This window comes from Streptomyces sp. NBC_01198 (genome assembly GCF_036010485.1).
GTDB lineage: Bacteria > Actinomycetota > Actinomycetes > Streptomycetales > Streptomycetaceae > Actinacidiphila.
Map to the genome: position 1 here is coordinate 7,476,696 of NZ_CP108568.1, position 22,021 is coordinate 7,498,716.

At 73.2% G+C, this 22,021-nt stretch carries 18 protein-coding genes; 12 read left to right on the plus strand and 6 right to left on the minus strand.

Annotated elements, in window-relative coordinates; genetic code table 11:
• Positions 1-35 precede the first annotated feature (35 nt).
• Entirely contained in the window at positions 36-791 is a 756-nt protein-coding gene (locus OG702_RS33445; RefSeq protein ID WP_327292700.1) for a flavodoxin family protein, read from the minus strand.
• A 166-nt stretch (positions 792-957) separates the two neighbouring features.
• Positions 958-2,619 carry a RecQ family ATP-dependent DNA helicase gene (locus OG702_RS33450; RefSeq protein WP_327292701.1) on the minus strand — a complete coding sequence of 554 codons (1,662 nt, stop codon included), beginning with the start codon at positions 2,617-2,619 and terminating at the stop codon, positions 958-960.
• A 198-nt stretch (positions 2,620-2,817) separates the two neighbouring features.
• On the opposite strand from OG702_RS33450, the gene OG702_RS33455 reads away from it, so the two are divergent.
• From OG702_RS33455 to OG702_RS33465, 3 genes are all read left to right on the plus strand, one after another.
• Positions 2,818-3,771: a DUF5996 family protein gene (locus OG702_RS33455; RefSeq protein ID WP_327292702.1), complete on the plus strand. Its 954-nt coding sequence runs from the start codon at positions 2,818-2,820 to the stop codon at positions 3,769-3,771.
• A 23-nt stretch (positions 3,772-3,794) separates the two neighbouring features.
• Positions 3,795-4,472: an RraA family protein gene (locus OG702_RS33460; RefSeq protein WP_327292703.1), complete on the plus strand. Its 678-nt coding sequence runs from the start codon at positions 3,795-3,797 to the stop codon at positions 4,470-4,472.
• Between the two features lie 96 nt (positions 4,473-4,568).
• A complete protein-coding gene (locus tag OG702_RS33465) occupies positions 4,569-5,237 on the plus strand; it encodes a DNA-3-methyladenine glycosylase family protein (RefSeq protein ID WP_327292704.1) in 669 nt (222 codons plus the stop codon).
• 22 nt (positions 5,238-5,259) lie between these two features.
• Here the strand turns inward: OG702_RS33465 and OG702_RS33470 are convergent, their stop codons facing one another.
• Positions 5,260-6,522: an NAD(P)/FAD-dependent oxidoreductase gene (locus tag OG702_RS33470; protein ID WP_327292705.1), complete on the minus strand. Its 1,263-nt coding sequence runs from the start codon at positions 6,520-6,522 to the stop codon at positions 5,260-5,262.
• Between the two features lie 147 nt (positions 6,523-6,669).
• The gene (locus OG702_RS33475; RefSeq protein WP_327292706.1) at positions 6,670-7,200 is read right to left on the minus strand and encodes a carbonic anhydrase; all 531 of its coding nucleotides are present in this window, start codon (positions 7,198-7,200) and stop codon (positions 6,670-6,672) included.
• A gap of 125 nt (positions 7,201-7,325) precedes the next feature.
• Between OG702_RS33475 and OG702_RS33480 the strand changes: the two genes are divergently transcribed.
• Positions 7,326-7,985, plus strand: coding sequence for a TetR/AcrR family transcriptional regulator (locus tag OG702_RS33480; RefSeq protein ID WP_327292707.1), 660 nt, complete (start codon positions 7,326-7,328; stop codon positions 7,983-7,985).
• A 27-nt stretch (positions 7,986-8,012) separates the two neighbouring features.
• Here OG702_RS33480 and OG702_RS33485 read toward each other — a convergent pair whose 3' ends face one another.
• Positions 8,013-8,384 carry a DoxX family protein gene (locus OG702_RS33485; RefSeq protein WP_327292708.1) on the minus strand — a complete coding sequence of 124 codons (372 nt, stop codon included), beginning with the start codon at positions 8,382-8,384 and terminating at the stop codon, positions 8,013-8,015.
• A 323-nt stretch (positions 8,385-8,707) separates the two neighbouring features.
• Between OG702_RS33485 and OG702_RS33490 the strand changes: the two genes are divergently transcribed.
• The 4 genes from OG702_RS33490 to OG702_RS33505 all read left to right on the plus strand — a co-directional run bounded on the left by OG702_RS33490 (position 8,708) and on the right by OG702_RS33505 (position 12,007).
• Positions 8,708-9,229 (plus strand): toxin-antitoxin system HicB family antitoxin, encoded by a 522-nt coding sequence (locus tag OG702_RS33490; RefSeq protein WP_327292709.1) that lies wholly within the window; start codon positions 8,708-8,710, stop codon positions 9,227-9,229.
• Between the two features lie 84 nt (positions 9,230-9,313).
• Positions 9,314-10,159 carry a DUF4097 family beta strand repeat-containing protein gene (locus tag OG702_RS33495; protein WP_327292710.1) on the plus strand — a complete coding sequence of 282 codons (846 nt, stop codon included), beginning with the start codon at positions 9,314-9,316 and terminating at the stop codon, positions 10,157-10,159.
• Positions 10,160-10,235: 76 nt separating this feature from the next.
• Positions 10,236-11,219, plus strand: coding sequence for an ATP-binding cassette domain-containing protein (locus OG702_RS33500; protein WP_442814667.1), 984 nt, complete (start codon positions 10,236-10,238; stop codon positions 11,217-11,219).
• Positions 11,216-12,007, plus strand: a complete 792-nt coding sequence (locus OG702_RS33505; RefSeq protein ID WP_327292712.1) for an ABC transporter permease — start codon at positions 11,216-11,218, stop codon at positions 12,005-12,007. Before OG702_RS33500 ends, OG702_RS33505 begins: the two co-directional genes overlap by 4 nt.
• A 113-nt stretch (positions 12,008-12,120) precedes the next feature.
• Here the strand turns inward: OG702_RS33505 and OG702_RS33510 are convergent, their stop codons facing one another.
• Positions 12,121-12,477, minus strand: coding sequence for a DoxX family protein (locus OG702_RS33510; protein ID WP_327292713.1), 357 nt, complete (start codon positions 12,475-12,477; stop codon positions 12,121-12,123).
• A 483-nt stretch (positions 12,478-12,960) separates the two neighbouring features.
• Between OG702_RS33510 and OG702_RS33515 the strand changes: the two genes are divergently transcribed.
• The 4 genes from OG702_RS33515 (at position 12,961) to OG702_RS33530 (ending at position 22,000) form a co-directional block, all read left to right on the plus strand.
• Entirely contained in the window at positions 12,961-15,639 is a 2,679-nt protein-coding gene (locus OG702_RS33515; protein WP_327292714.1) for an AMP-binding protein, read from the plus strand.
• Positions 15,640-15,794: 155 nt separating this feature from the next.
• On the plus strand, positions 15,795-18,797 hold the full coding sequence (locus tag OG702_RS33520) for an AfsR/SARP family transcriptional regulator (RefSeq protein WP_327292715.1): 3,003 nt from the start codon (positions 15,795-15,797) through the stop codon (positions 18,795-18,797).
• A gap of 349 nt (positions 18,798-19,146) precedes the next feature.
• Positions 19,147-20,976, plus strand: coding sequence for an AfsR/SARP family transcriptional regulator (locus tag OG702_RS33525; RefSeq protein ID WP_327292716.1), 1,830 nt, complete (start codon positions 19,147-19,149; stop codon positions 20,974-20,976).
• A gap of 91 nt (positions 20,977-21,067) precedes the next feature.
• Entirely contained in the window at positions 21,068-22,000 is a 933-nt protein-coding gene (locus OG702_RS33530; protein WP_327292717.1) for an aromatic prenyltransferase, read from the plus strand.
• The last annotated feature ends 21 nt before the right edge of the window (positions 22,001-22,021 follow it).

Consider the following 22,021-nt stretch of genomic DNA (forward strand, 5'->3'; position numbering starts at 1 on the left):
CGGACGGCAGCGCCGACAGAGGTGCCGGATCCGGGCTAGCGGTGCTCGGGGTTGTCGAAGTGGCGGTGGCAGCCGGCGTCCCAGACGGTGCGCTGGTTTCCGTGGGCGGGGATGCCGCCTGCGTCCTTGAGCATGCGGGCGAGGTGGAGCAGATTCCACGTCATGAAGGTCGTGTTGCGCTCGGTGAACTCGTTCTCCGGGCCGCCGGAACCGGGGTCGAGGTAGGACGGTCCCGGGCCGGCCGCGCCGACCCACCCGGCGTCGGCCTGCGGCGGGATCGTGTAGCCGAGGTGCTGGAGGCTGTAGAGGATGTTCATGGCGCAGTGTTTGATGCCGTCCTCGTTCCCGGTGATCAGGCAGCCGCCGACCCGCCCGTAGTAGGCGTACTGACCCGCGTCGTTGAGCAGGCTGGAGTCGCCGTAGAGACGTTCGATCACCCTCTTGGTCACCGAGCTGTTGTCGCCGAGCCAGATCGGGGCAGCGATGACCAGGATGTCCGCCGCCATCACCGTCCGGTGCAGGGCGGGCCAGTCGTCGCTGTCCCAGCCGTGCACGGTCATGTCAGGCCATACACCGGTGGCGATGTCGACGTCGACGGCCCGCACCACGTCCACGGCCACGCCCTGCGCCCGCATGATGCCCGCACTGCGGTCGACCAGGCCCTGGGTGTTGCTGGGCTCGGGCGCCTTCTTCAGCGTGCAGTTGATGAAGAGGGCGCGCAGGTCGTCGTAACGGGCCGGGGGTCCGTCGGCGGTCTGCGGTCGGTCGCTGGTCGGCGGTCGGTCGGCCATGGAACGCTCCCGGGATCCTGCCGCCGTGTCGTTCACGGCGGACCACCCGGACCATCGTGCTGCCCAGCCCCGCGACACCGTCCCGCTGGCTCGGCGTACCGCCGACAATCACCCCGGCGGGCTAACGCGCCGGCGGCTCACCGCCGTGGTCCGCGATCCCGGCGGCTCACTGCCGCTGGAGGATCCCGGAGTCCAACGACGACGCCGTGAGGTGCTTGTATCCGACGCTGTCGAAGAAGACCAGCAGTTCGTGGTCGTCCCGGCTCATCAGCTGGCCGTCCCCCCAGAGCCGATGCCGCACCGGAATCCCGCCGATGACCGAAGGGTGGGACCCCGACGCCGCGGCCGGCGACGCCTCGTCGTTGTCGCAGTTGCCGCAGGGCGGCGGGTAGTGCTCGCCGAAGTACGCCAGCAGCTCCGCCCGCCGGCAGCGGGTGGTCTCCGCGTACTCCCGGGCCGCGGTGATCCGGCTGGCCAGCACGGCCTGCTGCCGCTGGTTGACGCCCTCCAGCTGCTCGGTCAGCTCGGCGGGCGGCGGCAGGTCCTTCGCGGGTTCGACGACGAGGTGGCGGCCGGATCCGCTGACGACGACGAATCCCAGCTCGGCCAGCTCGTCGACGATCCGCTCGACGGCGTGCACGGGAACCGCCGCGGACTTCGCCAGGTCGGCGAGGAGAACCGCCCCTGCGGCGTTCTCGATCGCGTCGACCACCTGGTGGAGCGTCGCTTCGCCGAGGTGGGTGCGGGCCGCGAGCATGCGGGGGATCCGGATGGTGCGCGGATCGTGGACCAGGACCGCCGCGGCGGGCTTCCCGTCCCGCCCTGCCCGCCCGATCTCCTGGTAGTAGTCGTCGATGCTGGCCGGGACCCCGGCGTGCACCACGGTCCGGATGTCGGGTTTGTCGATGCCCAGGCCGAAGGCGCTGGTCGCGACCACCACGTCCAGTTTCCCGGCGAAGAACCTGTCCTGGGTTTCCGCGCGGGCCCGCGCGCTCAGGCCGCCGTGATAGGGGGCCACCCGGAAGGCGTCGTGGCGCAGCCGGTCGGCGAGAGCCTCGCACCGGGCATGTGTGAGCGCGTAGACCAGTGCCGGGGTCTCGTGTTCGATGATCACGTCGACACAGCGGTCGTCGACGGCAGGCGCCTCGCGCCGGCTCGGCTGGGTCTGCCGCATGCCGAGTGAGATGTTCGGCCGGTCGAAATCGGCGACGAGGACCTCCGCGGACCGCATCCCCAGCCGGCGGGTGATGTCCGCCTGTACCGGCGGGGCGGCCGTCGCCGTCAGGGCGAGGACGGTGGGCCTGCCGAATTCGGCGACCGCGTCGGCAAGCCGCAGGTATTCGGGCCGGAACTCCCGGCCCCATTCGCTGACCAGATGGGCCTCGTCCACCACGAACAACCCTATTTCGCGGGCGCCGGCCCGGATCGCCTCCCGCGTTTCGGTATTGCTGAGCTGTTCGGGCCCGATCAGCAGGAAATCGAGGTCGCCGCTCTCCAGCCGGGCGAGGACGTCGCGCCGTTCGCGGACTTTCTGCGCGGAGTTCAGCAGCGCGGCGCCGATGGTCCTTCCCGCGCCGAACTCCCGTCCCGCGATCGAGGCGATCTGGTCCCGCTGCAACGCCATCAGCGGCGAGATGACCACGGTCAGGCCACCGATCGACAGGCCCGCCACCTGGTAGATGGCACTCTTCCCGCTGCCGGTCGGCAGGACGGCAAGCGTGTCCCGGCCCCCGACGACAGCGCCGGCGGCGCGATTCTGCGACGGCCGCAAGGCGAAGTCGAACAGCGCGCTCGCGACCGCGGCAGGCGTAAGGCCTGAGCCGTTCATGCCTCACCAATTTACTCCGGGAAGCACCGCCCCCGCACAACCGCGACACCAGAGCCGGGACCGCCGGAACACCGGGTCGGGACACCGGGAAACGCGATCGGATCGCGCGGCGCCGTATCGAATGGCGCGGCACCGGTGGCCGGCGGAGAATCGAGAGGTGGTCCGGTGCAGCCATCCGAGGTAACGGAGGATCGCCCGATGTCCACCACCCGGCAGCCCCTCCCGCCCGCCTTCGAGGCCTGGCCGCGGGCACCCCTGGACGAGTGGAGCGCGACCAGGGACACCCTGCACATGTGGACCCAGATCGTCGGGAAGGTGCGACTGGCGCTGGCCCCGATGATCAACCACTGGTGGCAGGTGCCGCTCTACGTGTCCGCCCGGGGGCTGACCACCTCCGCCATCCCGGCCGGTGACCGCACCGTCGAGATGGAGTTCGACTTCTGCGACCACCAGCTGCACGTGCGCTCCAGCGACGGCGAGGAGCGGCGCGTGGCCCTGGAGCCCAAGCCGGTGGCCGCCTTCTACCACCAGACGATGGCGGCGCTCGAAGCACTCGGCGTCGAGGTGGCGATCCGGCCCACACCCGTCGAGGTCGAGTCCACGACGCCCTTCCCCGACGACACCGGACCCCGCTCGTACCGGCCGGAGCACGCCCGCCGCTTCTGGGCCCAGCTCACCTCGGCCCAGCGGGTGCTGCTGGAGTTCCGTGCCGGATTCATCGGGAAGGTCAGCCCGGTGCACTTCTTCTGGGGTGCGATGGACCTCGCCGTCACCCGCTTCTCCGGCCGGCCCGCCCCGCCCCACCCGGGAGGGGCGCCGAACCTCGCGGACCGGGTCATGGTCGAGGCCTACTCGCACGAGGTGTCCAGCTGCGGTTACTGGCCGGGCGGCTCCGCCGAGGGCAGCTTCTACTCCTACGCCTATCCGGAACCCGAGGGCTACGCCCGGCGTCCGGTCCGGCCGTCCGCCGCCGCCTACAGCGCGGAGGCCGGCGAGTTCCTGCTCCCCTACGAGGCCGTCCGCACCGCCGCGGATCCCGACCGGGCGCTGATGGAGTTCCTGCAGAGCACCTACGAGGCCGCCGCCGACACCGCCGGGTGGGACCGCGACGCGCTTGAGCTCCACCCGGAGCGGAGCATGGCGCACCACTGATCCAGCCGCGAGGAGGCACCCGTATGGCAGAGCGGAACACCGATCCGCGGTCGCTGGTCGAGGGACTGGCGTGCGCGTCGCTGGTGGACGCGATGGGCCGGGTCCACGGGCACCGGGCGCACATCCTGAGCCTGGTGAGCCCAGCGCCGGAGCGGTCCCTGTTCGGCCAGGCGGTCACCATCGCCTTCCTGCCGTTCCGCAGCGACCGGACCGAGACGAACGGCCCGGGCTTCGGGGGATGGTTCTACCGTGCCGTCGGGGACGACCCGGGCGGCAAGGTGCTCGTGCTCTCCAGCGGGGGCTACCCCGACGCCTCGCACGGCGGCGGCACCAAGCTGTCCCGCGTGCAGAACCACGGCCTGGCCGGGGTGCTCACCGACGGCCGGCTGCGGGACTTCGGCGAACTCGCCTCCTACGACTTCGCCGCCTGGTGCAGGGGTGAGGCCACCCACTGGGGCGGCGACATCGTGAGCCCGGCGGCGGCCGACGTGCCCGTCGAGGTCGGCGGCGTCTGCGTCGTCCCCGGCGACTACGTGTACGCCGACATGTCCGGCGCCGTCGTCCTCCCCGCGGCCAGCCTGGCCGATGTCGCGGCCGAGGCCCGCCGCATCGACGCGGAGGACGACACGGCCACGGCCCGGATCCGTTCCGAGGACCCCCGGCGGCTGCGCGCGGGCGACGGGAGCGGCGACGAGCTCTGAGCGTGGCGCCGACCGCGAGGGCCGCACGTGGCGGCGTGCACTCTCCTGGCCCAGGACCGCGGGCAGCGCGCCGGGCCCGGTCCTAGGGTCGGCACCATGACACGGCAGAGCACGGAGAGCCCGGAAGATCACCTGCGCCGCGCCGACCCTGTCCTGGCAGAGGTCATCGACGAGGCCGCGAGCCGCGGCGGCAGCCGGCCATCCGTGCCGCCTGACCCGTCACAGGAGCACGATCCGAACCTGCCGACCGACCGCTACGGCGTCCTGGTGCGCGCGATCATCAGCCAGAACATCTCCGGCGGGGCGTCGCGGTCGATCTACCAGCGGCTCAAGGACCGCTTCGGCGGCCGGTCCCCGACACCGCGGCAGATCCTCGACGACGACCCCGAGGAGATGCGCACCGCGGCGGGCCTGTCCAGGGCGAAGACGGCCTCGCTGCGCTCGCTCGCCGAGCACGTCTCCTCCGGGGAGCTCGACCTGGAACGCCTGCACGAGCTGCCGGACGACGAGGTGGTCAGCCAGCTCGACCAGGTGAAGGGCATCGGCACCTGGACGGCCGACATGTTCCTGATGTTCCACCTGAACCGGCCGGACGTGCTCCCGGTCGGGGACCTCGGGCTGCGCCGCGCCGTCGAGAAGGCGTACGAGCTTCCCACCCTGCCGGACCCCGACGTGCTGGAGCGCATCGCGGAGCCGTGGCGCCCCTACCGGACGCTGGCGTGCATCTACCTCTGGGGGACCGCGCAGACCACACCGCAGGTCTGATCCCCGCCCACGCCGGGCCGGGTCAGCCGGCCGGCGCGGCCGACCGCTTCCGGCTGCGGCGGTCGGCGAGCAGCTCGCGGGCGGCGCGGGCGCCGGAGGCCATCGCGCCCTGGACCGACCCGGTGGCCCGGTGGTCGCCGCAGACGTAGACGCCGGGGGAGTGGCGGGTGCTCCGGCTGAGCGGCCACGGCGGGACCATCGCGGGCAGCGCCTCGGCGACCGGGTAGACGCCCACGGGCTCCCAGCCGTCGGTGTCGGCCTCGTAGACCTCGGCGAGGACGCGCCGGATCTCCGCCTCCCGGCCCGGCCGCTCGTCCGCGCCGAGTACGGAGGTCGCCACCAGTGCCCGGCCGCGAGGCGCGTAGCTGGGGGTGACCTCGCTGAGCACCACCGTGTTCAGGATGCGCCGCGCGGTGTCGACGACCAGCGTCGGCTCGGCCAGCGGGCTGGTGGGCGCGGCGTGGTAGTAGGTGGTGACCGAGCGGACCTGCGGCACGTCGAGGCCGGGCAGCAGCTCCGCCGCCGCGCGCGGTCCGGTCGCGACCACCACGGCCGGGGCGGCCTGCTGCTGCCCGAGCGCGGTCAGCACACCGCCGTCGGTGAGCCGTTTAACCGGGGTGCCCAGGAGGACCGCGCCCTCGTTCAGCCCGGCGGCCATCTGCTCGGGCACCGCCGCGACGCCGCGGGCCGGCAGGCACAGCGTGCCGCGCAGCATCGAGCGCCACACCAGGTGGAAGAAGCGGCTGGAGGTCTCCAGCTCGTCGTCCAGGAACACCCCGGACAGGAAGGGCCGGAAGAGCCGTTCCACCAGCTCCTCGCCGATGGCCGCGTCGGCCAGCGCGGTGCGGGTCGTCCGGTCCTCCGCGCGCTTGAGCACCCGCGGCGGCGCGAGCAGGTCCCGGCCGCTGAGCATCGCCAGGGCGGCCAGGTCGCGCAACGATCCCAGCCGGCCGGGCAGCAGGTCGGCGGCCTGCCGCGGGGTGCGCGTCGGGTCCGCGAAGCGCAGCCTGCCGTGCGGGGTGTGCAGCAGGACGCCGGGGCTGAACGGGCGCAGATACAGCTCGCTCAGCTGCAGCCGCCGGCGCATCTGCGGATACGAGGTGTTGACGACCTGGAAGCCGCGGTCGAAGCGGAAGCCGTCGCGTACGTCCGTACGCATCCGGCCGCCGACCCCGTCGGAGGCCTCGAGCACCCGGACGCGCAGCCCCGCGGCCGTCAGGTCCTGCGCGCACGCCAGTCCCGCCACCCCGGCGCCGACGACCAGCACATCCGGATCAGCCGCCACCGCCGTCACCGACCTTCCGTCCACCCGCGTCCGCCGTCGCTCCGATGATGCAGTGGCCGGCAACGCGTGTGGGGTTCCCGCGCCGTCCGCCGGGGCGGGAACCTCGCCGACGTCCCCCCGCGGACCGTCGGGCGCGACGGGAGGCCGTCAGACGGTCACCGCGTCGACCACGGTCGTCACCAGGCCGGTCTCGATGGCGTACACATGCCCGGACACGCTCACCCGCGACGACAGCGCCGGCGACGCGAGCAGGCGCTCGACGTCCTCCCGGACGGTCCGTTCCGGCTCGGCCACCTCGGATGCCCGCAGCACCGCCTCCGGGACGCCGGTCGCCTGCGCGGCCCGCTGCAGGAAGGCCGGGTCGGCGAGGAATCCCGTTCCGCACTGGGTGTGGTGCATGATCGCGACCTCGAAGAGCGGACCGGTCACGCTGAAGAGCTCCTCGGCGAGGAAGGCCAGGTAGCCGAGGTCGTTGATCACCGACGGGGTGATACGCCCGCCCGCGTTGCGGATGACCGGCGCCTCGCCAGGGCGCAGGCCGAGGACGGCCGCGGGGTCGATCCGGTGGTCGAGGCAGGTGACGACGACGACCTGCGCGGTGGGCAGGCCGAGCGCGACCGGGACATGGTCGCGGGCGAACCGCTCGTTGCGTTCGAGCAGTGGGGCCAACCTGGTCATGGCACTTCCATCCCGCTGACGATCAGGCCGCGGGATCGTGCGGACGACCCGCGGCAGCACAAGTGGACGCTGTCCACATTAGCCACGGGAAGTGGACACTGTCCACCGATTGCTATCCTGGTCCCATGACCCCCGGCCGACCAGCAGCGGAGACGTCCCCGGCAGCAGAGCCGCGGCGCCGCCCACGTGGTGCGGTGCGGGACGGGCTGGTCGCCGCCGGGCTCGAACTGGCCAGGGGCGGCGGCCCGGACGCCGTGGTGCTGCGCGAGGTGACGCGGGCGGTGGGCGTGGTGCCCAACGCCGCCTACCGCCACTTCGCCGACCGGGACGAACTGCTCGCCTCGGTCTGCGCGGCCGCGATCGGGGAGCTCGCCGACCGGATGGCCGAGGGTGTCGCGGCCGTCCCCGGCGAGCACGGCGACCCCGGCGCGGCAGGCGAGCGGCTGCGGGCGATCGGCACGGCCTACTTCGCCTTCGCCCGCGGCGAGCCGGGACTCTTCGCGACCGCCTTCGCCCTGCCGCAGCAGCACGCGTACGGGACACCGGACGGCGCGGTGGGCTCGGGCCGCACGCCGCTGGCCCTGCTCCGGGCCGCGCTGGACGAGCTGGTCGAGGCCGGCGTGCTCGACCCGCGGCGCAGGCCGGGCATAGAGTACCCGATCTGGTCCGCGGTGCACGGAACGGCGGTGCTGTCCGGGCAGGGGCCGCTGCGCGAGGTGCCCGACGCCGATCGCGGCCGGCTGGAAGAGCTCACCCTGACGATGATCGGCGAGACGCTACGGTAGGCCGGCGGCCCGACCGGCGCCCCCTGGTCAGGCGCCGCCGAAGCGGCCCGCCGCGACGACGACGGCCAGGGCGAGGTAGACCAGGTTCAGCGCGGCGTGCGGATACTCCCGGCGGCGGAACTCCACGACCGCCGCACCGGCCATGACCAGGCCCAGCCCGACGGCGGCCAGCGGCGCCAGTATCCGTGCGAGGCCCAGCCAGGCGGGCAGTACCAGCCCGGCGGCGCCCAGCAGTTCGGCGGCCCCGAGGCCTTTGACGAATCCGGCGCCGAAGTCCAGGACCCACCCCCCGCCGGGCGCCCTGGCAAGCCTCTCCCGGGAAATGAACAGCTTGTTGGCGCCGGCGATCAGGAAGACCGTGGCCAGCAGTCCGGCGACGATCCACACAGCGGTGTGCACGCGATGTCTCCTCGGTTGTCTGTCCGCGGCAGGTGGGGACGGCTCGCAGGTCGGCCGGACCGCCCGCGCCGCGGGTCCTACTGCTGGGACGGGAAAGCGGTCGGCGGCGTAACACCGCGCCAGGGCGGCACTGGTTGGCGCATCGTGGCGCCATCCTGGTGCCACGAACGGCTCCCGCACGGACGAGAGAGCGGATGATGCCACTGTTGTGCAGCGGGGTGCCATGTTGTTGTTGCAGGTCAAAGCTGGTGTTGCTAGTCGCCGATGCAGAGGTGCCACCGAATGGCTTGCGGATGGCGCCACTATGGTGTCATGATGGCGCCATGGACCTCACCCCCTACGTCGACAGCCTCCGCCGCGAACTCGCGGTGGCCGCGGAAGCCGGCGGCGACGATGCCCGCGAGCTGGCCGAGAGGCTCACCGCTCCCCTGGAGTCGGCGACCCGGCTGACCATGCTCAACGTGCTCTCCGCCGCGATGGACGAGATCACCCGCGAACTCGCCCCCGGCTCGGTCGACGTACGGCTGCGGGGGCTCGACCCCGACTTCGTCGTGACCAGGCCGCCCACCGGCGGCGGGGTCACCGCGGAGCCGGCCGGACCCGTGGAACCGCGCACGATCCCCGACCCGGCCGACGGCGACGAGGGCGGCACCGCCCGCGTCAACCTGCGTCTGCCGGCCCACCTCAAGACGCGCGCGGAGGAGGCCGCGGCCCGCGAGGGCCTGTCGGTCAACGCGTGGCTGGTCCGTGCCGTGTCGGCCGCCGTCGGCGGCGGCGGGATCCGGCCGCGTACGCCGGAGAAGGCCCAGACCCTCGGGCAGAGCTACAGCGGCTGGGTGCGCTAGCCCCCCGCCCCGCCCCGGCACTTCACCCACACACCACGTCCCACCAGCGGGGACGCTCAGCAGACCCAGGAGAACGCGACAGCCATGCCTACTTTCGACACTCCCGAACCCATCTCGGCCACCGCGCACGTGGAGGCCGGTTCCATCCAGTTCACCGCGGGCGACCGCCCCGACACCGTCGTCGAGGTCAGGCCCCGCGACCCCAAGCGGGACCAGGACGTACGGGCGGCCGACCAGACCGAGGTCACCTTCGCCGGCGGCGCGCTGACCGTCAGGACGCCCAAGCAGCGCTATCTGCTCGGGCGCACCGGCACCGTCGACGTGACGGTCGCACTGCCCACCGGATCGCGCGTCGACATGACCGGTGCCTGGGCCCAGGTGCTCGGCGAGGGCCGGCTCGGCGAGGTGCGGGTGAAGACGTCCTCCGGTGACGTCCGCCTCGACACCACCGGCCCGCTGCAACTGAAGGCGTCGCACGGCTCGATCACCGTGGACCGGGTCGAGGGCCTGGCGGAGATCACCACCAGCTCCGGCAGCCTGCGTGTCGGCCTCCTCGACGGTCCCGCCGTGCTGAAGAACTCGCACGGCACCACGACCGTCGGTGCCGCGACCGGTGAGCTGCGGGTGAGCGGGGCGAACGGCGACATCGAGATCCGCCGCGCCGAGGACTCGGTCGTCGCCACCACCGCGCACGGCACCCTGCGGGTCGCCGAAGTCGCACGCGGCCGGGTGCAGTTGGAGACCTCCTACGGTGCCATCGAGGTCGGTGTCCGCGAGGGCACCGCCGCCTGGCTCGATGTCAGCTCCGACCAGGGGCAGGTACGCAACACCCTCGACGCCTCCGCCGCCCCGGAGAAGTCCGAGGAAACCGTCGAGGTCCGGGCCAGGACGCGCTTCGGCAACATCGACGTACGCCGCGCCCGGGCCTGACCACCGGTCTCGCCGGCTCACCCACACCCCGGTCCACTCCAGCCTTGAAATGGGGGGCTTCATGCCTTCTTCTGTCATGCCCACGTCCAGACAGGATGAGGTCCGCCCGGTGCCGGCCGCCATCTCCGCCATCGGCCTGCGCAAGTCCTACGGCGGCAAGACCGTGCTCGACGGCGTCGATCTGCGCATCCCGGCCGGGTCGGTGTTCGCGCTGCTCGGGCCGAACGGCGCCGGCAAGACGACCGCGGTGAAGATCCTCTCCACGCTGATCACCGCGGACGGCGGCCAGGCCCAGGTCGCCGGCCACGACATCGCCACCGCACCGGACAGGGTGCGGGCCGCGATCGGGGTCACCGGGCAGTTCTCGGCAGTCGACGGGCTGATCACCGGCGAGGAGAACATGCTGCTGATGGCGGACCTGCACCACCTGCCCAAGCGCGAGGGCCGGCGGGTCGCCGCGGAGCTGCTGGAGCGGTTCGACCTGGCCGAGGCGGCCAGGAAGCCCGCGCAGAGCTACTCCGGCGGCTTGAAGCGCCGGCTGGACATCGCGATGACGCTGGTCGGCGCGCCGCGGATCATCTTCCTCGACGAGCCGACCACCGGCCTCGACCCGCGCTCCCGCCACACGATGTGGCAGATCATCCGCGAGCTGGTCACCGGCGGGGTCACCGTCTTCCTCACCACCCAGTATCTGGACGAGGCCGACGAGCTCGCCGACCGCATCGCGGTCCTCGACGACGGCAGGATCGCCGCCGAGGGCAGCGCCGAGGAGCTGAAGCGGCTCGTCCCCGGCGGTCACGTGCGGCTCCGCTTCGCCGACCCGGCCGCGTATCGCAGTGCCGCCCTCGCGCTGCACGACGCCGCCCGCGACGACCAGGCGCTCACGCTGCAGGTCCTCAGCGACGGCAGCCAGCGCGAGCTGCGGGCCGTCCTCGAACGGCTCGACTCGGGCGGCATCGAGGCCGACGAGCTGACCGTGCACACCCCCGACCTCGACGACGTGTTCTTCGCCCTCACCGGCGGGAACGTGCAGAACCACCCCAAGGAGGAAGCCCGATGAGCTCCCTGACCCTCGCCGTGCGCGACTCGTCCACGATGCTCAGGCGCAACCTGCTGCACGCCCGCCGCTACCCGTCCCTGACGCTGAATCTGCTGCTCACGCCGGTCATGCTGCTCCTGCTCTTCGTCTACATCTTCGGCGACACCATGAGCGCCGGCATCGGGGAGGGCGGGGCGGACCGGTCGGACTACCTGGCGTATCTCGTGCCGGGCATCCTGTTCCTGACCATCGGCGGCACCACGATCGGCAGTGCCGTGTCGGTCTCCACCGACATGACCGAGGGCATCATCGCCCGCTTCCGCACGATGGCGATCCACCGCGGTTCCGTGCTCGTCGGGCACGTCGTCGGCAGCGTGCTGCAGTGCGTGATGAGCGTGGTCCTCGTCGGTGCCGTGGCGGTGGCGATCGGCTTCCGGTCCAGGGACGCCACCGCGGTGGAGTGGATCCTGGCCGTCGGGCTGCTGGCGTTCGTCGCCCTGGCGCTCACCTGGATCGCCGTCGGGATGGGCCTGTCCAGCCCGACCGTCGAGGCGGCAAGCAACAACGCGATGCCGCTGATGGTGCTGCCGCTCGTCTCCAGCGCCTTCGTGCCGGTGCACGCGATGCCTGGCTGGTTCCAGCCGGTCGCCGAGTACCAGCCCTTCACCCCGGCCATCGAGACGCTGCGCGGGCTGCTGCTGGGCACCGCGATCGGCCACAACGGGTGGCTCGCCGTCGCCTGGTGCCTGGCGCTGACCTTCCTCGGCTACCTCTGGTCGACCTCGCTGTTCAACCGCGACCCGAAGTAGCCGGCCAAGGACCGGGCCCGCGGCTCGTCCGGACCTCGGGCGGCGTACTGCGACACGGTGTCGCGTGCGCCGCCCCGCCCGCGCTCCGCGCCACGGGCGGTTCGCCGGGTGGCTTACCAGGCGCCGTGGTGGATCACGCCCAGGACGAGTGCGGCCACCGCGGTGGCCAGGAAGACGATGCCGCCGAGGATGTCGTGGGAGCCGACCCTCAGGTGGGCGATGATCGCGCCGATGAAGTACAGCACGAGCCCGGCCGCGGCGAGGGTGCCCAGGACCGGCACGGCGAGCCCGGCCAGCAGCCCCACGGTGCCGGCCGCCAGCAGCCCGCCGAGCACCGGGGCGTACTTCCGGGGCAGGCCCTTCATGTCCATCTGGCTCAGGGGGTACTGATGGCCGATCAGGTAGGTGACGGCGGCGCCGGCATTGAAGACCGCACCGACGATGGTGACCGTGAGATAGGCGGCGAGCACGTTTTCTCCGCTTCTGTGGGAACTGTGTCGCTGGGCACCCGTGCGGGATGCCGTTCTCCTGGCATGGCATGTCGTGCAGGACAGGTCCGCGACCCGATGGGGGACATCGATCGGCAGCCCGGTCTGCCGATGATCTCTGACGGCTGGCAGCCGTCGCGCGACTCCACGTGAGATGGCTGACGAGGGCTGGGATGCCGCCCGCGCGCCGATGATCGTACCGGGTCACCACCCCCGGCAGGACCCCGGGGCGGTCAACTGGCCCTGGTGGAACGGCTGTCGGGCTTCGCCTGGGCGACATCGCCGGGGTGCGCAACCGCGCGGGGCGTCGGTTCGACCTGGCAACCCCGGGACCGGTAAGAAGGCTGCTGCCCGAGAACACAGCACGCCTGAAGGACCGGTATAGGTCGTGTATGGCACGCCGGGGCAAGGTGATGGCCGACCCACCCGAACCGGGGAACGCCCGTGGACCCGACAGGAGCGACCTTGTCAGAACCGCAGACCGCCGCCCCCGCGGACCGACGCGTCGTGCTCAACAGCGAGGGGCAGTTCTCGATCTGGTGGGTCGACCGCGCGCTGCCCGCCGGCTGGTACGCCGAGGGGACCAGCGGGTCACGGGAGCGGTGCCTCGCCCACATCCAGCAGCGGTGGACCGACCCGCGCCCGGCCGGTCTGCGCCGCCGCGACGGGGCGGCAGGGACGGCCGCGGCGGGGACAGCGGGGGGTGGGACGGCCGGTGGCGACTGCGTTCCCGGACTCGTCGCACGTCAGGCGCGTCGGAACCCGGAGGCGGTCGCCGTGCAGGGTGACGGATTCACTCTGTCCTTCGGCGGGCTCGACGCGGCCTCCGACCGCTGGGCCCGCAGCCTGCGCGAGCGGGGCGTGGGACGCGGCGAGCTGGTGGGGGTGCTGCTCGGCCGGGGCCCCGAACTGCACGCCGTGACGCTGGGCGTGTGGAAGGCGGGCGCCGGATGCCTGCTGCTGGACCCGGAGTTCCCGGAGGCCCGGCTGCACTGGTTACTCGCCGACGCGGGGGCGCGGGCACTGGTCACCGAGGCGGCCTACGGACCGGACGGGTTCGAGGGCCTGATGCTGTGCGTGGACGACCCCGAGCTCGCCGACGAGTTGGCCAGGCACCCGGGCGAACCACCCGCTGGGGCGCCGGATCCTGACGACGTGGCGTGCGTGACGCATGTGCCCGCGCCGGCCGGGCGCCCGCACGCCGTGTCGGTCACGCACCGCGGCCTGGCACACCATGTTGCCTGGGCCGAACGGGAGTTCACCGGCGCGGGCAGCGGGGGCACGGCCGTCTTCACCTCGGTGGCCTCCGAGTTGACGGCGACAGGCCTGTGGGCGCCGCTGGGCGCCGGGCAGCGGGTGATGCTCGCTCCGCAGGCCGTGGACCCGGCGAGGCTGGGGGAGTGGCTCACGGCGAGCGGGCCGTTCGGCTTCCTCACCCTGACCCCGGGCCAGCTCGACCTGCTCGTGCGGCAGTTGGGTGACGCGGGGGTCGCGGCACTGGCCGGCACGTTACTCATCGCGGGCGGCGCTCCCGGGCCCGCCACCGCCCGGCTCGCCGAACTCCTCGGCGCCGGGCGGCTGCTGACCGCGTACGGGACGGCCGAGACGTCCTACGGCACCTGCCTGCCGCCCGTGCGGCCCGGCGAGGACACGCGGATACGGGTACTTGACGGCAGTTGCCGCCGGGTACCGGCCGGCGGCGTCGGCGAGCTCTACGTGGCCGGGCCCGGCGTGGCCCGCGGTTACGACGGACGCCCCGCGCTGACCGCGGAGCGGTTCCTTCCCGACCCCTACGGCCCGGCGGGGACGCGGATGTACCGCACCGGGGAACTCGCGCGGCGAACGGCGGCGGGGGAGGTGGAACTGCTCGGCCGCGCCGACCGGCAGGTGTGGGTGTGCGGCCACCGGGCCGACCCGGCGGAGACCGAGGAGGCCCTGCACGACCACCCCGGCGTCGGGGAGGCCGTTGTCATCGGCGTGCGGGACGCGCCGGACGACGTCCGGCTGGCCGCCTACGTGGTGCCGCGCCCGGGCGCGCAGGACCTGGACGCGGCGGCGCTTGCGGCGCACTGCCGGCGGCGGCTGCCCGGCCATCTGGTGCCCGCCAGCCTCGCCCTGCTCGACGAGGTGCCGCGCGCCCCCGACGGGCGGGTGGACCTGGCGGCACTGCCCAGGCCGGGATGGCGCGCGCCGGGCGGGCCCGACGCCCCGCGCGTGCCCGGCGCCGCCCTGAGGCGTGCCGCCACGGGCCGGCGCGCCCCCTTCGCCGGGCGCGCCCTCGCGGAGGTGCTGGCCGCCTGCCGGGTGCCCGGCGCCTCCGTCGCCGTCATGCGGTGCGGCGACCTGGTCGCGGTCGAGGCCGCCGGAACGGACGGGGAAGGCGGCGCGGTCACCCCGCGCACCGCCTTCCCGGTGGGCGGCCTTGGCCGGCATGTCGCAGCCCTTGGTGCGCTGCGCCTGGTGGACGAGGGGCTGCTGGCCCTGGACGCGGAGTCCTGCGGGGAGGGGGGCACGACGGCCACGCTGGCGGACCTGCTCGGGCACCGCGGCGCGGACGCCGGCGCCGACCGGCTCCCGGCGCTGCTCGAGGACGCCACGGGCGAGCCGTTCGGTCCGCTGATGCGGCGCCTGGTGCTCGGGCCGCTCGGCCTTGACGACAGCTGGTTCGGTGGGCCGCCGCCGCACCGCAACGGCAGGACCGGCGCGCCGGCGGCCCGAATCGGCCACGACGCCGCCGGCCGCCCGCTGGCCGGCGCCGCCACGGCGATGGACCCGGCGGAGCTGTGGAGCACCGCGGCCGACCTGGGCCGGGTGGCGCTGGAGATCCGGCGCTCCGCGCTCGGCGCCCCGCTCGCGCTGCTCGCCCGCGACACCGCCGCCCGCATGTTGACACCGAGCCCTGACAGCCTCTATGGCCTCGGCACGATGGTCGACATCCTCGGCTCCGACACGGAGTTCGGGCACGAGGGCGCCCCGCCCGGCTACTACGCGGCCTCCGCACTCCGTCTGCGGACCGGCCGCGGCCTCGTGGTGCTCGCCAACAGCCGCGCCGGGGAGCGGGCGCGGAGGGAGATCGCCGTCCGGCTGAACGGCATACGCCAAACGACGGACAGGCGCTGGCCATTGGGTGACGGAACGTGGTGAGGTTCGGAAGACGCGCAGGGCACGGACAACGTGACCGGTACGTAGCGTGAGGGGGGTCCGAACTGTGTTGTAGAGATCAGTAGTAGTACACAGAATGTCTCTGCAATGTCTCCCGCGGGGGGGCGGGGCGTACGCTCCGCCGGGAAGGGGACGGTGTGTCGCCCTGGCTGTCTTTTCAGGTGCTCGGCCCGCTCAAGGTGAGCGTGGACGGCAAGTCACTCGTGCTGCGCAGCGCGCGGCAGCGCACGATTCTGGCGGTGCTGCTGCTCACCCCGGGACGCGTCGTCTCGGTGGACTCGCTGGCGGACGCCGTCTGGCACAGTGACCCGCCGGCCACCGCGCGCAACCAGATCGCCATCTGCGTCTCCGCGCTGCGCAAGACCTTCCGCGACGAGGCGGGTGTCGACGGCCTCATCGAGACGGTGCTGCCCGGCTACGTGCTGCACACCGAGGGCCACTACGTCGACGTGGTCGACCTCTACGAGTCGGCCGCCGCCGCCGGTGCCGCCGCCGAGGCCGGCGACCCGGAGGCCGCGGCCGCCCGGTTCGAGGACGCCCTCGCGCTGTGGTCGGGCCCGGTGCTCGACGGCATGGACGGCGGCTCCCTGACCGGGGTGGTCAGCCGGCTCACCGAGCTGCGGATCGACCTCGCCGAGGAGTACGCTGCCGTCCAGCTCCAGCAGGGCCGCTACCGGTCGGTGGTGGCGAGCCTGACCCCGGTCGTGGCCGAGTACCCGCTGCGCGAGCACGCCAGGGCGGTGCTCATGCAGGCCTACCACCTGTCGGGCCGCCGGTCCGAGGCGCTGGACTGCTACCGGGAAGGCCGCCGGATCCTCATCGCGGAGTTGGGCGTCGAGCCGGGCGCCGAACTGCAGGCGCTCCACCGCAGGGTGCTCCAGGGTGATGGGCCGGCCCCGGTGCAGGCCGCCGCGCCCGCCCCGGCGGCCGATGTCGTACCCCGGCAACTACCCCTGCCGCCTGAGCCGTTCGTCGGGCGGGCGGCCGAACTGGAACTGCTCGAACGGCTGGTGCAACCGGTCCCGGCGCAAGGCGGCGGCCTGCCGGTGCGGATCGCGGCGGTCTGCGGCGCCGCCGGGGTCGGCAAGAGCGCGCTCGCGCTGCACTGGGCCGACCGCGTCGCGGGCCGCTTCCCCGACGGCCAGATCTACCTGGACCTCCAGGGCCTGCACGGGCCGAGCGGTCTGGTCACCGCCGAGTCGGCCCTCGACCGGGCGCTGCGCGCCCTCGGCGTGCCCGGCGGCTCGATCCCCGTGGGCCTCCAGGACCGGGCCGCGCTCTACCGCAGCACCCTGGAGGGCAGGCGGCTGCTCGTCGTGCTGGACAACGCGCGCTCCCTGGAGCAGATCCGCCCGCTGCTGCCCGGCCGCGGCCCGGCCCGGGCGCTGTTCACCACCCGGGACCCGCTGAACGGGCTGGCCGGCGCGTTCGCCGCGGTCCGGCTCGAACTGCACGGGATGACCCCCGAGGAGTCCCTGGGCCTGCTCGCCGCCACCATCGGCGACCAGCGGGTGGCGGCGGAACCGGAGGCCGCGCGGCGGCTGGTGGACCTGTGCGACCGGCTGCCGCTGGCGCTGCGGATCGTCGCGACCCGCTTACTGTCCGACAACCGCTGGTCGCTGCGCCGGATGGCGGCACGGATGGAGGACCGCCGCGAGCGGCTCGACGTGCTCAGCCCCGGCGAGAGCGGGGTGCGCTCGGGCCTGTGGCTCAACTACCGCGCCCTGTCGGTCCAGGCGGCGCGCCTCTACCGGCAGCTGAGCATGCTGGACGTGCCCGACTTCCCGGCCTGGATCGGCGCCCCCGTCCTCGGTGTCAGCCCGGCGGTCTCCGAGGAACTGCTCCACCAGCTCGCGGGCGCCCAGCTGCTGGAGAGCACCCCGGTGCAGGGCGGCGGGACGCGCTTCCGCATCCAGGACCTGATGCGCCTGTTCGCCCAGGAGCGCTGTCTTGCCGAGGACAGCGCGCGGGAGCGCGAGCAGACGCTGGACCGGGTGCTGTCCGCCATGAACACCCTGGTGCACGCGGCCCAGGAGCAGCTGTACGGCAAGGCCGAGGTCGCTCCGCACGACCCTGCGCACACCCAGGAGATCCCCGGCGAGACGGCGAGCGAGCTGGTCGCCGACCCCATCGAGTGGTTCGAGAGCGAGCGGGAAGTGCTCGGCGCGCTGGTGGCGCAGGCCGCCCGCGGCGGCCAAGCCGGCCGCGCCTGGGTCCTCGCGGTGGGCTCCGTGCCCTTCTTCGAGACCCGCAACTACCTGGAGGACTGGCGGCAGATGGCCGAGTGCGCCCTGGAAGGCGCGCAGCGCGCGGGCGACATCCGCGGCATCGGCACCATGCTCCGCTCGCTGGGGACGCTGGCCATCTACCAACGGCGGTACGAGGAGGCGCGGGACCGGCTGCTGGCCGCCCTGGACCATCTGGAGCAGAGCGACGACATCCAGGGCCGGGCCATCGCGCGGCGCAACCTCGCGGTCTGCGCCAGGTTCTCCGGCGACCTGGCCGGCGCGGCCCGCTGCTGCGAGGAGTCCCTGGTGCTCTTCCGGCGGGCCGGGGACTCCTCCGGCCTGTCGCACGCGCTGGGGCTGCTGGCCCAGATCGAGATCGAGCAGGGCAATCCCGAACGCGGGGTGGAGCTGAGCAACGAGGCGATCGAGGTCAGCTACGAGGCCGGGTCACTGCGCAGCCGTACGCAGAACCTCTACCGCCTCGCCGAGGCGCTGCTCGGCGCCGGGCAGTCGGCGCAGGCGGAGCGGGTCTGTCACGACGTGGTGGGCCTCACCCGCGGCCAGGGCGACCGGTTGGGTGAGGCCCACGGTCTGTGCGTCCTCGGCGAGGCGCAGTGGCGGCAGAACGAGCCGCACAAGGCGCGCGCCAGCCTGCTGCGGGCGCTGCGCGCCGCCGAGGAGGTCAACGACCGGTTCCTGCAGGCCCGGATCACCACCAACCTCGCCTGCGCGGAGGCGATCTGCGGCGGCACCGGCGCCGACGCGCCGCTGAAGTGGGCCCAGCAGGAGTTCCGTACGCTCAACGCCCCGGTGTGGGCGCGGCGGGCCGGCCGGTTGCGCGAGGCCCTGGAGTCCTACGACGGGGTCGGCCCCATCGAGGGGAAGGTGCTGGCCCGGCTGCTCCACGGCTGACCGGCACTCCCGTCCCCGCGGGCGGTCACGTCCAGGGCAGGTCGTTGGTCCCCAGGCCGGCGTTCATCGCGAGCAGAAGCGGCAGGAAAAGGAGCGCGGCGGTGACGAACGCCGCTGCGACCGAGCTGAGCTTGCGCATGATTGACTCCCCGTGTTGTTGCGTCAATTCCCCTGAGCGGCTTTCCTGACGGCACCCTAGGCGCGGGCGCTTTTGGCGAGATTTCCCCGTAATTTCGCGTGTGCGAAATCGACTCGATAATGCGGGAAAAGTGCCTGCGGATAGGTTGCGGAGAGAATTTCGCCGGGGATGCCGTGGGATGGGGATCATGCTGTGCTGAACTCTGGGGGTGTGGCCGTCCGGCCCGCCGATGGGAGCGCCGAACCGCATACGGACGCGGCGGCGGTGCTCGAATTCCGTTTGCTGGGACCGGTCTCCGTGACCCGCTCCGGTACGGCGGTCCCGCTGCCGGGAACGAAGATCCACACCGTCCTCGCCGTGCTCCTGCTGGCGCGAGGCGCCCTGGTCGCCGACGGCCGGCTGAGCGCCGCGCTGTGGGGCGACGCCCCGCCGCCCACCTCGAACTCGCAGATCTACACCTATGTCTCGCGGCTCAGGAAAGTCCTCGGCGACGCCGTCCGGATTTCCAGGAAAGGTCCTGGATATGTCCTGGACGTGAAAGGCGCCGACGTCGATCTGTTCTCCTTCGAACAGCTCGACCGGCAGGGCCGCCAGGCCCTGAAGGAGCACCGCCACGAGGAGGCCGGCCGGCTGCTCGGCCGGGCGCTCGGCTGCTGGAGCGGCCATGCACTGGACAACGTCACAGAGCACCTGCTGCAGTTCGAGCGGCCGCGGCTGGAATTCCTGCGCGCAGAGGCGCTGGAACGCCGGATCCAGGCGGACCTGGCACTCGGCAGGCACCGCTCCCTGGTCCCCGAACTCCTCTCCCTGGTCGCCCGCTTCCCCATGGAAGAGAATCTGCGCGCCCACCTCATCACCGCGCTGCACCGCTCCGACCGGCAGGCGGAGGCGGTCCAGGTGTACGGCGAGGGCCGCCGCATCCTGGACGAGCAGCTCGGCGTGGTGCCGGGGGAGCAGCTCAGCCGGGCCTACCTGCGGATGCTGCGCGGCGAGGGCGCCGGCGCGCAGCGCAGGCCGCTCGTGCTGCTGCCGGTGCGGGCGGCCGCGGTCACCGGGCGTACGGCCGAGGCGTCCCGGCTCAGGTCGCTGCTGCTGCGCCGCCCCTCCGGCCCGGGCTCACGGCTGCGGGCCGCGCTGGTCACGGGGATGCCCGGCAGCGGCAAGACGGCGCTGGCCGCCGAGGTGGCGCACAGCTGCGCCCGGGCGTTCCCTGACGGGGTGGTGCACGCCGACCTCCAGGACGCCGACGGGGCCGCCCGCCGGCCCGCGGCCGTACTCACCGAGATCCTCTCCGCGCTGGGCGACCCGGGGGACGCCGGGCAGGCGTCCCGGTCCGACCTGAACGACCTGGTGCGCCGCTACCGCGCCAGGACCGCCAACTTCCAGCTGCTCATCGTGCTGGACGACGCGTCGAGCGACGCGCAGCTGACCCCGCTGCTGCCCGCCAGCCCGGACACCGCGCTGCTCGTCACCAGCAGGACCCGCCTGGTGACGGTGCCCGCCGTGTGCACCGTCCCGCTGGAACCGCTCGGCGACGAGGACGCGGTGGCGCTGCTCGCCGAGACCGTCGGCGCCGAACGCATCCACGCCGAACTCCCCGCGGCCCGTGACCTGGTGCGCTACTGCGCGGGGCTGCCGCTGGCGGTGCGGATCGCCGGCGCCCGGCTCGCCGCCCGCCCGCACTGGCCGGTCGCCCGGCTGGTCGCCCAGCTGGCCGACCCGCGCTCCCGGCTCGCCGCGCTGTCCTACGGCGAGCTGGAACTGACCCGCACCCTCAACCGCGCGCTGTCCCGGCTCAGTCCGGCCACCGCGGCCGTCCTGCCCTGGCTCGCGGCGGTGGGCCCCGGTCCGTTCACCGCCCGGCTGGCCGGCGACGTGATCGGCCTGGCCGAGGCGGAGCGCGCCCTGGAGGAGCTGGTCGACGCGTGCCTGCTCTCCTCCGAGCCCGGCGGCACCGCACTCGGCGAGGAGCGCTACCGCTTCCACCCCCTGGTCCTGCTGCACGCGGGCGAACTGCCCAGAAGGGAACTGCCCCGATGATCACGCCAAGCCGGCGACAAGTCACGTCACAGGTCTGTTCAAGATCGGTGGCCGAGGCTGGCCGCCATGAAGCGTACGGAAGGTGACCGCCATGAGTGAGGCGGCCCTGATCAGTCAGGAAGACGCGGTGCAGGCCCTCCACTCGGCCATCGAGGAAGCGGCCGGACTGCTGGAGGTGGACTACAGACGTGACGAGGTGCTGCGGATCCTCGACCTGTACGGGGGGGATCTCGCCCAGGGGATCGTGGCGTTCCGGGTGTCGACCGGTGCGCGCCGCTCCGGCGAGCTCGACTGCCGGTTCACCGTGCCGCAGGACGTCGACCCCTACGAACTCGCGGTGGACAAAGGGCTGCTGGACCAGACGGACCACCCCGTCTCCCGGCTGCTCGCGGACATCCGGGACAACTGCCCCGTCGACGGATACGGCATCGACTTCGGCGTCGTCGGAGGGTTCAAGAAGATCTGGGTGGTGCTGCCAAGGACCGGGCTCCAGCAGGTCGCCGCGCTGGCCGGCCTCCCGTCGATGCCGCCCAGCCTGGGAAACAGCCTGGAGTTCATCGCCCGGCACGGCCTGGGCGACACCGTGGGCCTGCTCGGCATCGACTACCGCAACCGCAGCGTCAACATCTACTTCGGCGAACCGCCCGCCGGCGGCATCGCCCCCGAGTCGGTGCGGGCGATGCTCCGCGAGATCGACCAGGCCGAACCCACCGAGCAGGTGCTCAGCCTCGGCCGCCAGGCCTTCGGCGTCTACGTGACCCTCAGCTGGGACTCGCCGGTGATCGAGCGGATCTCCTTCGCCGTGGCGACGACGGACCCGTCCGGTCTCGACGTCGAACTCGACGACCGCATCGAGCTGTTCGTGCGGCACGTGCTGCGCTCCGACCCGGACACGAAGTTCGTCTACGCCGTCGCCTCCCAGCCCGACGGTGCCTACTACAAGCTCCAGTCCTACTACCGGTGGGGTGCCGGCGTGCCGGACATCATGCAGCTGCCCGAGGGATCCCTCGCGGACCCGGTGTAGCCCCCCCTTTTCCCCCGTCGT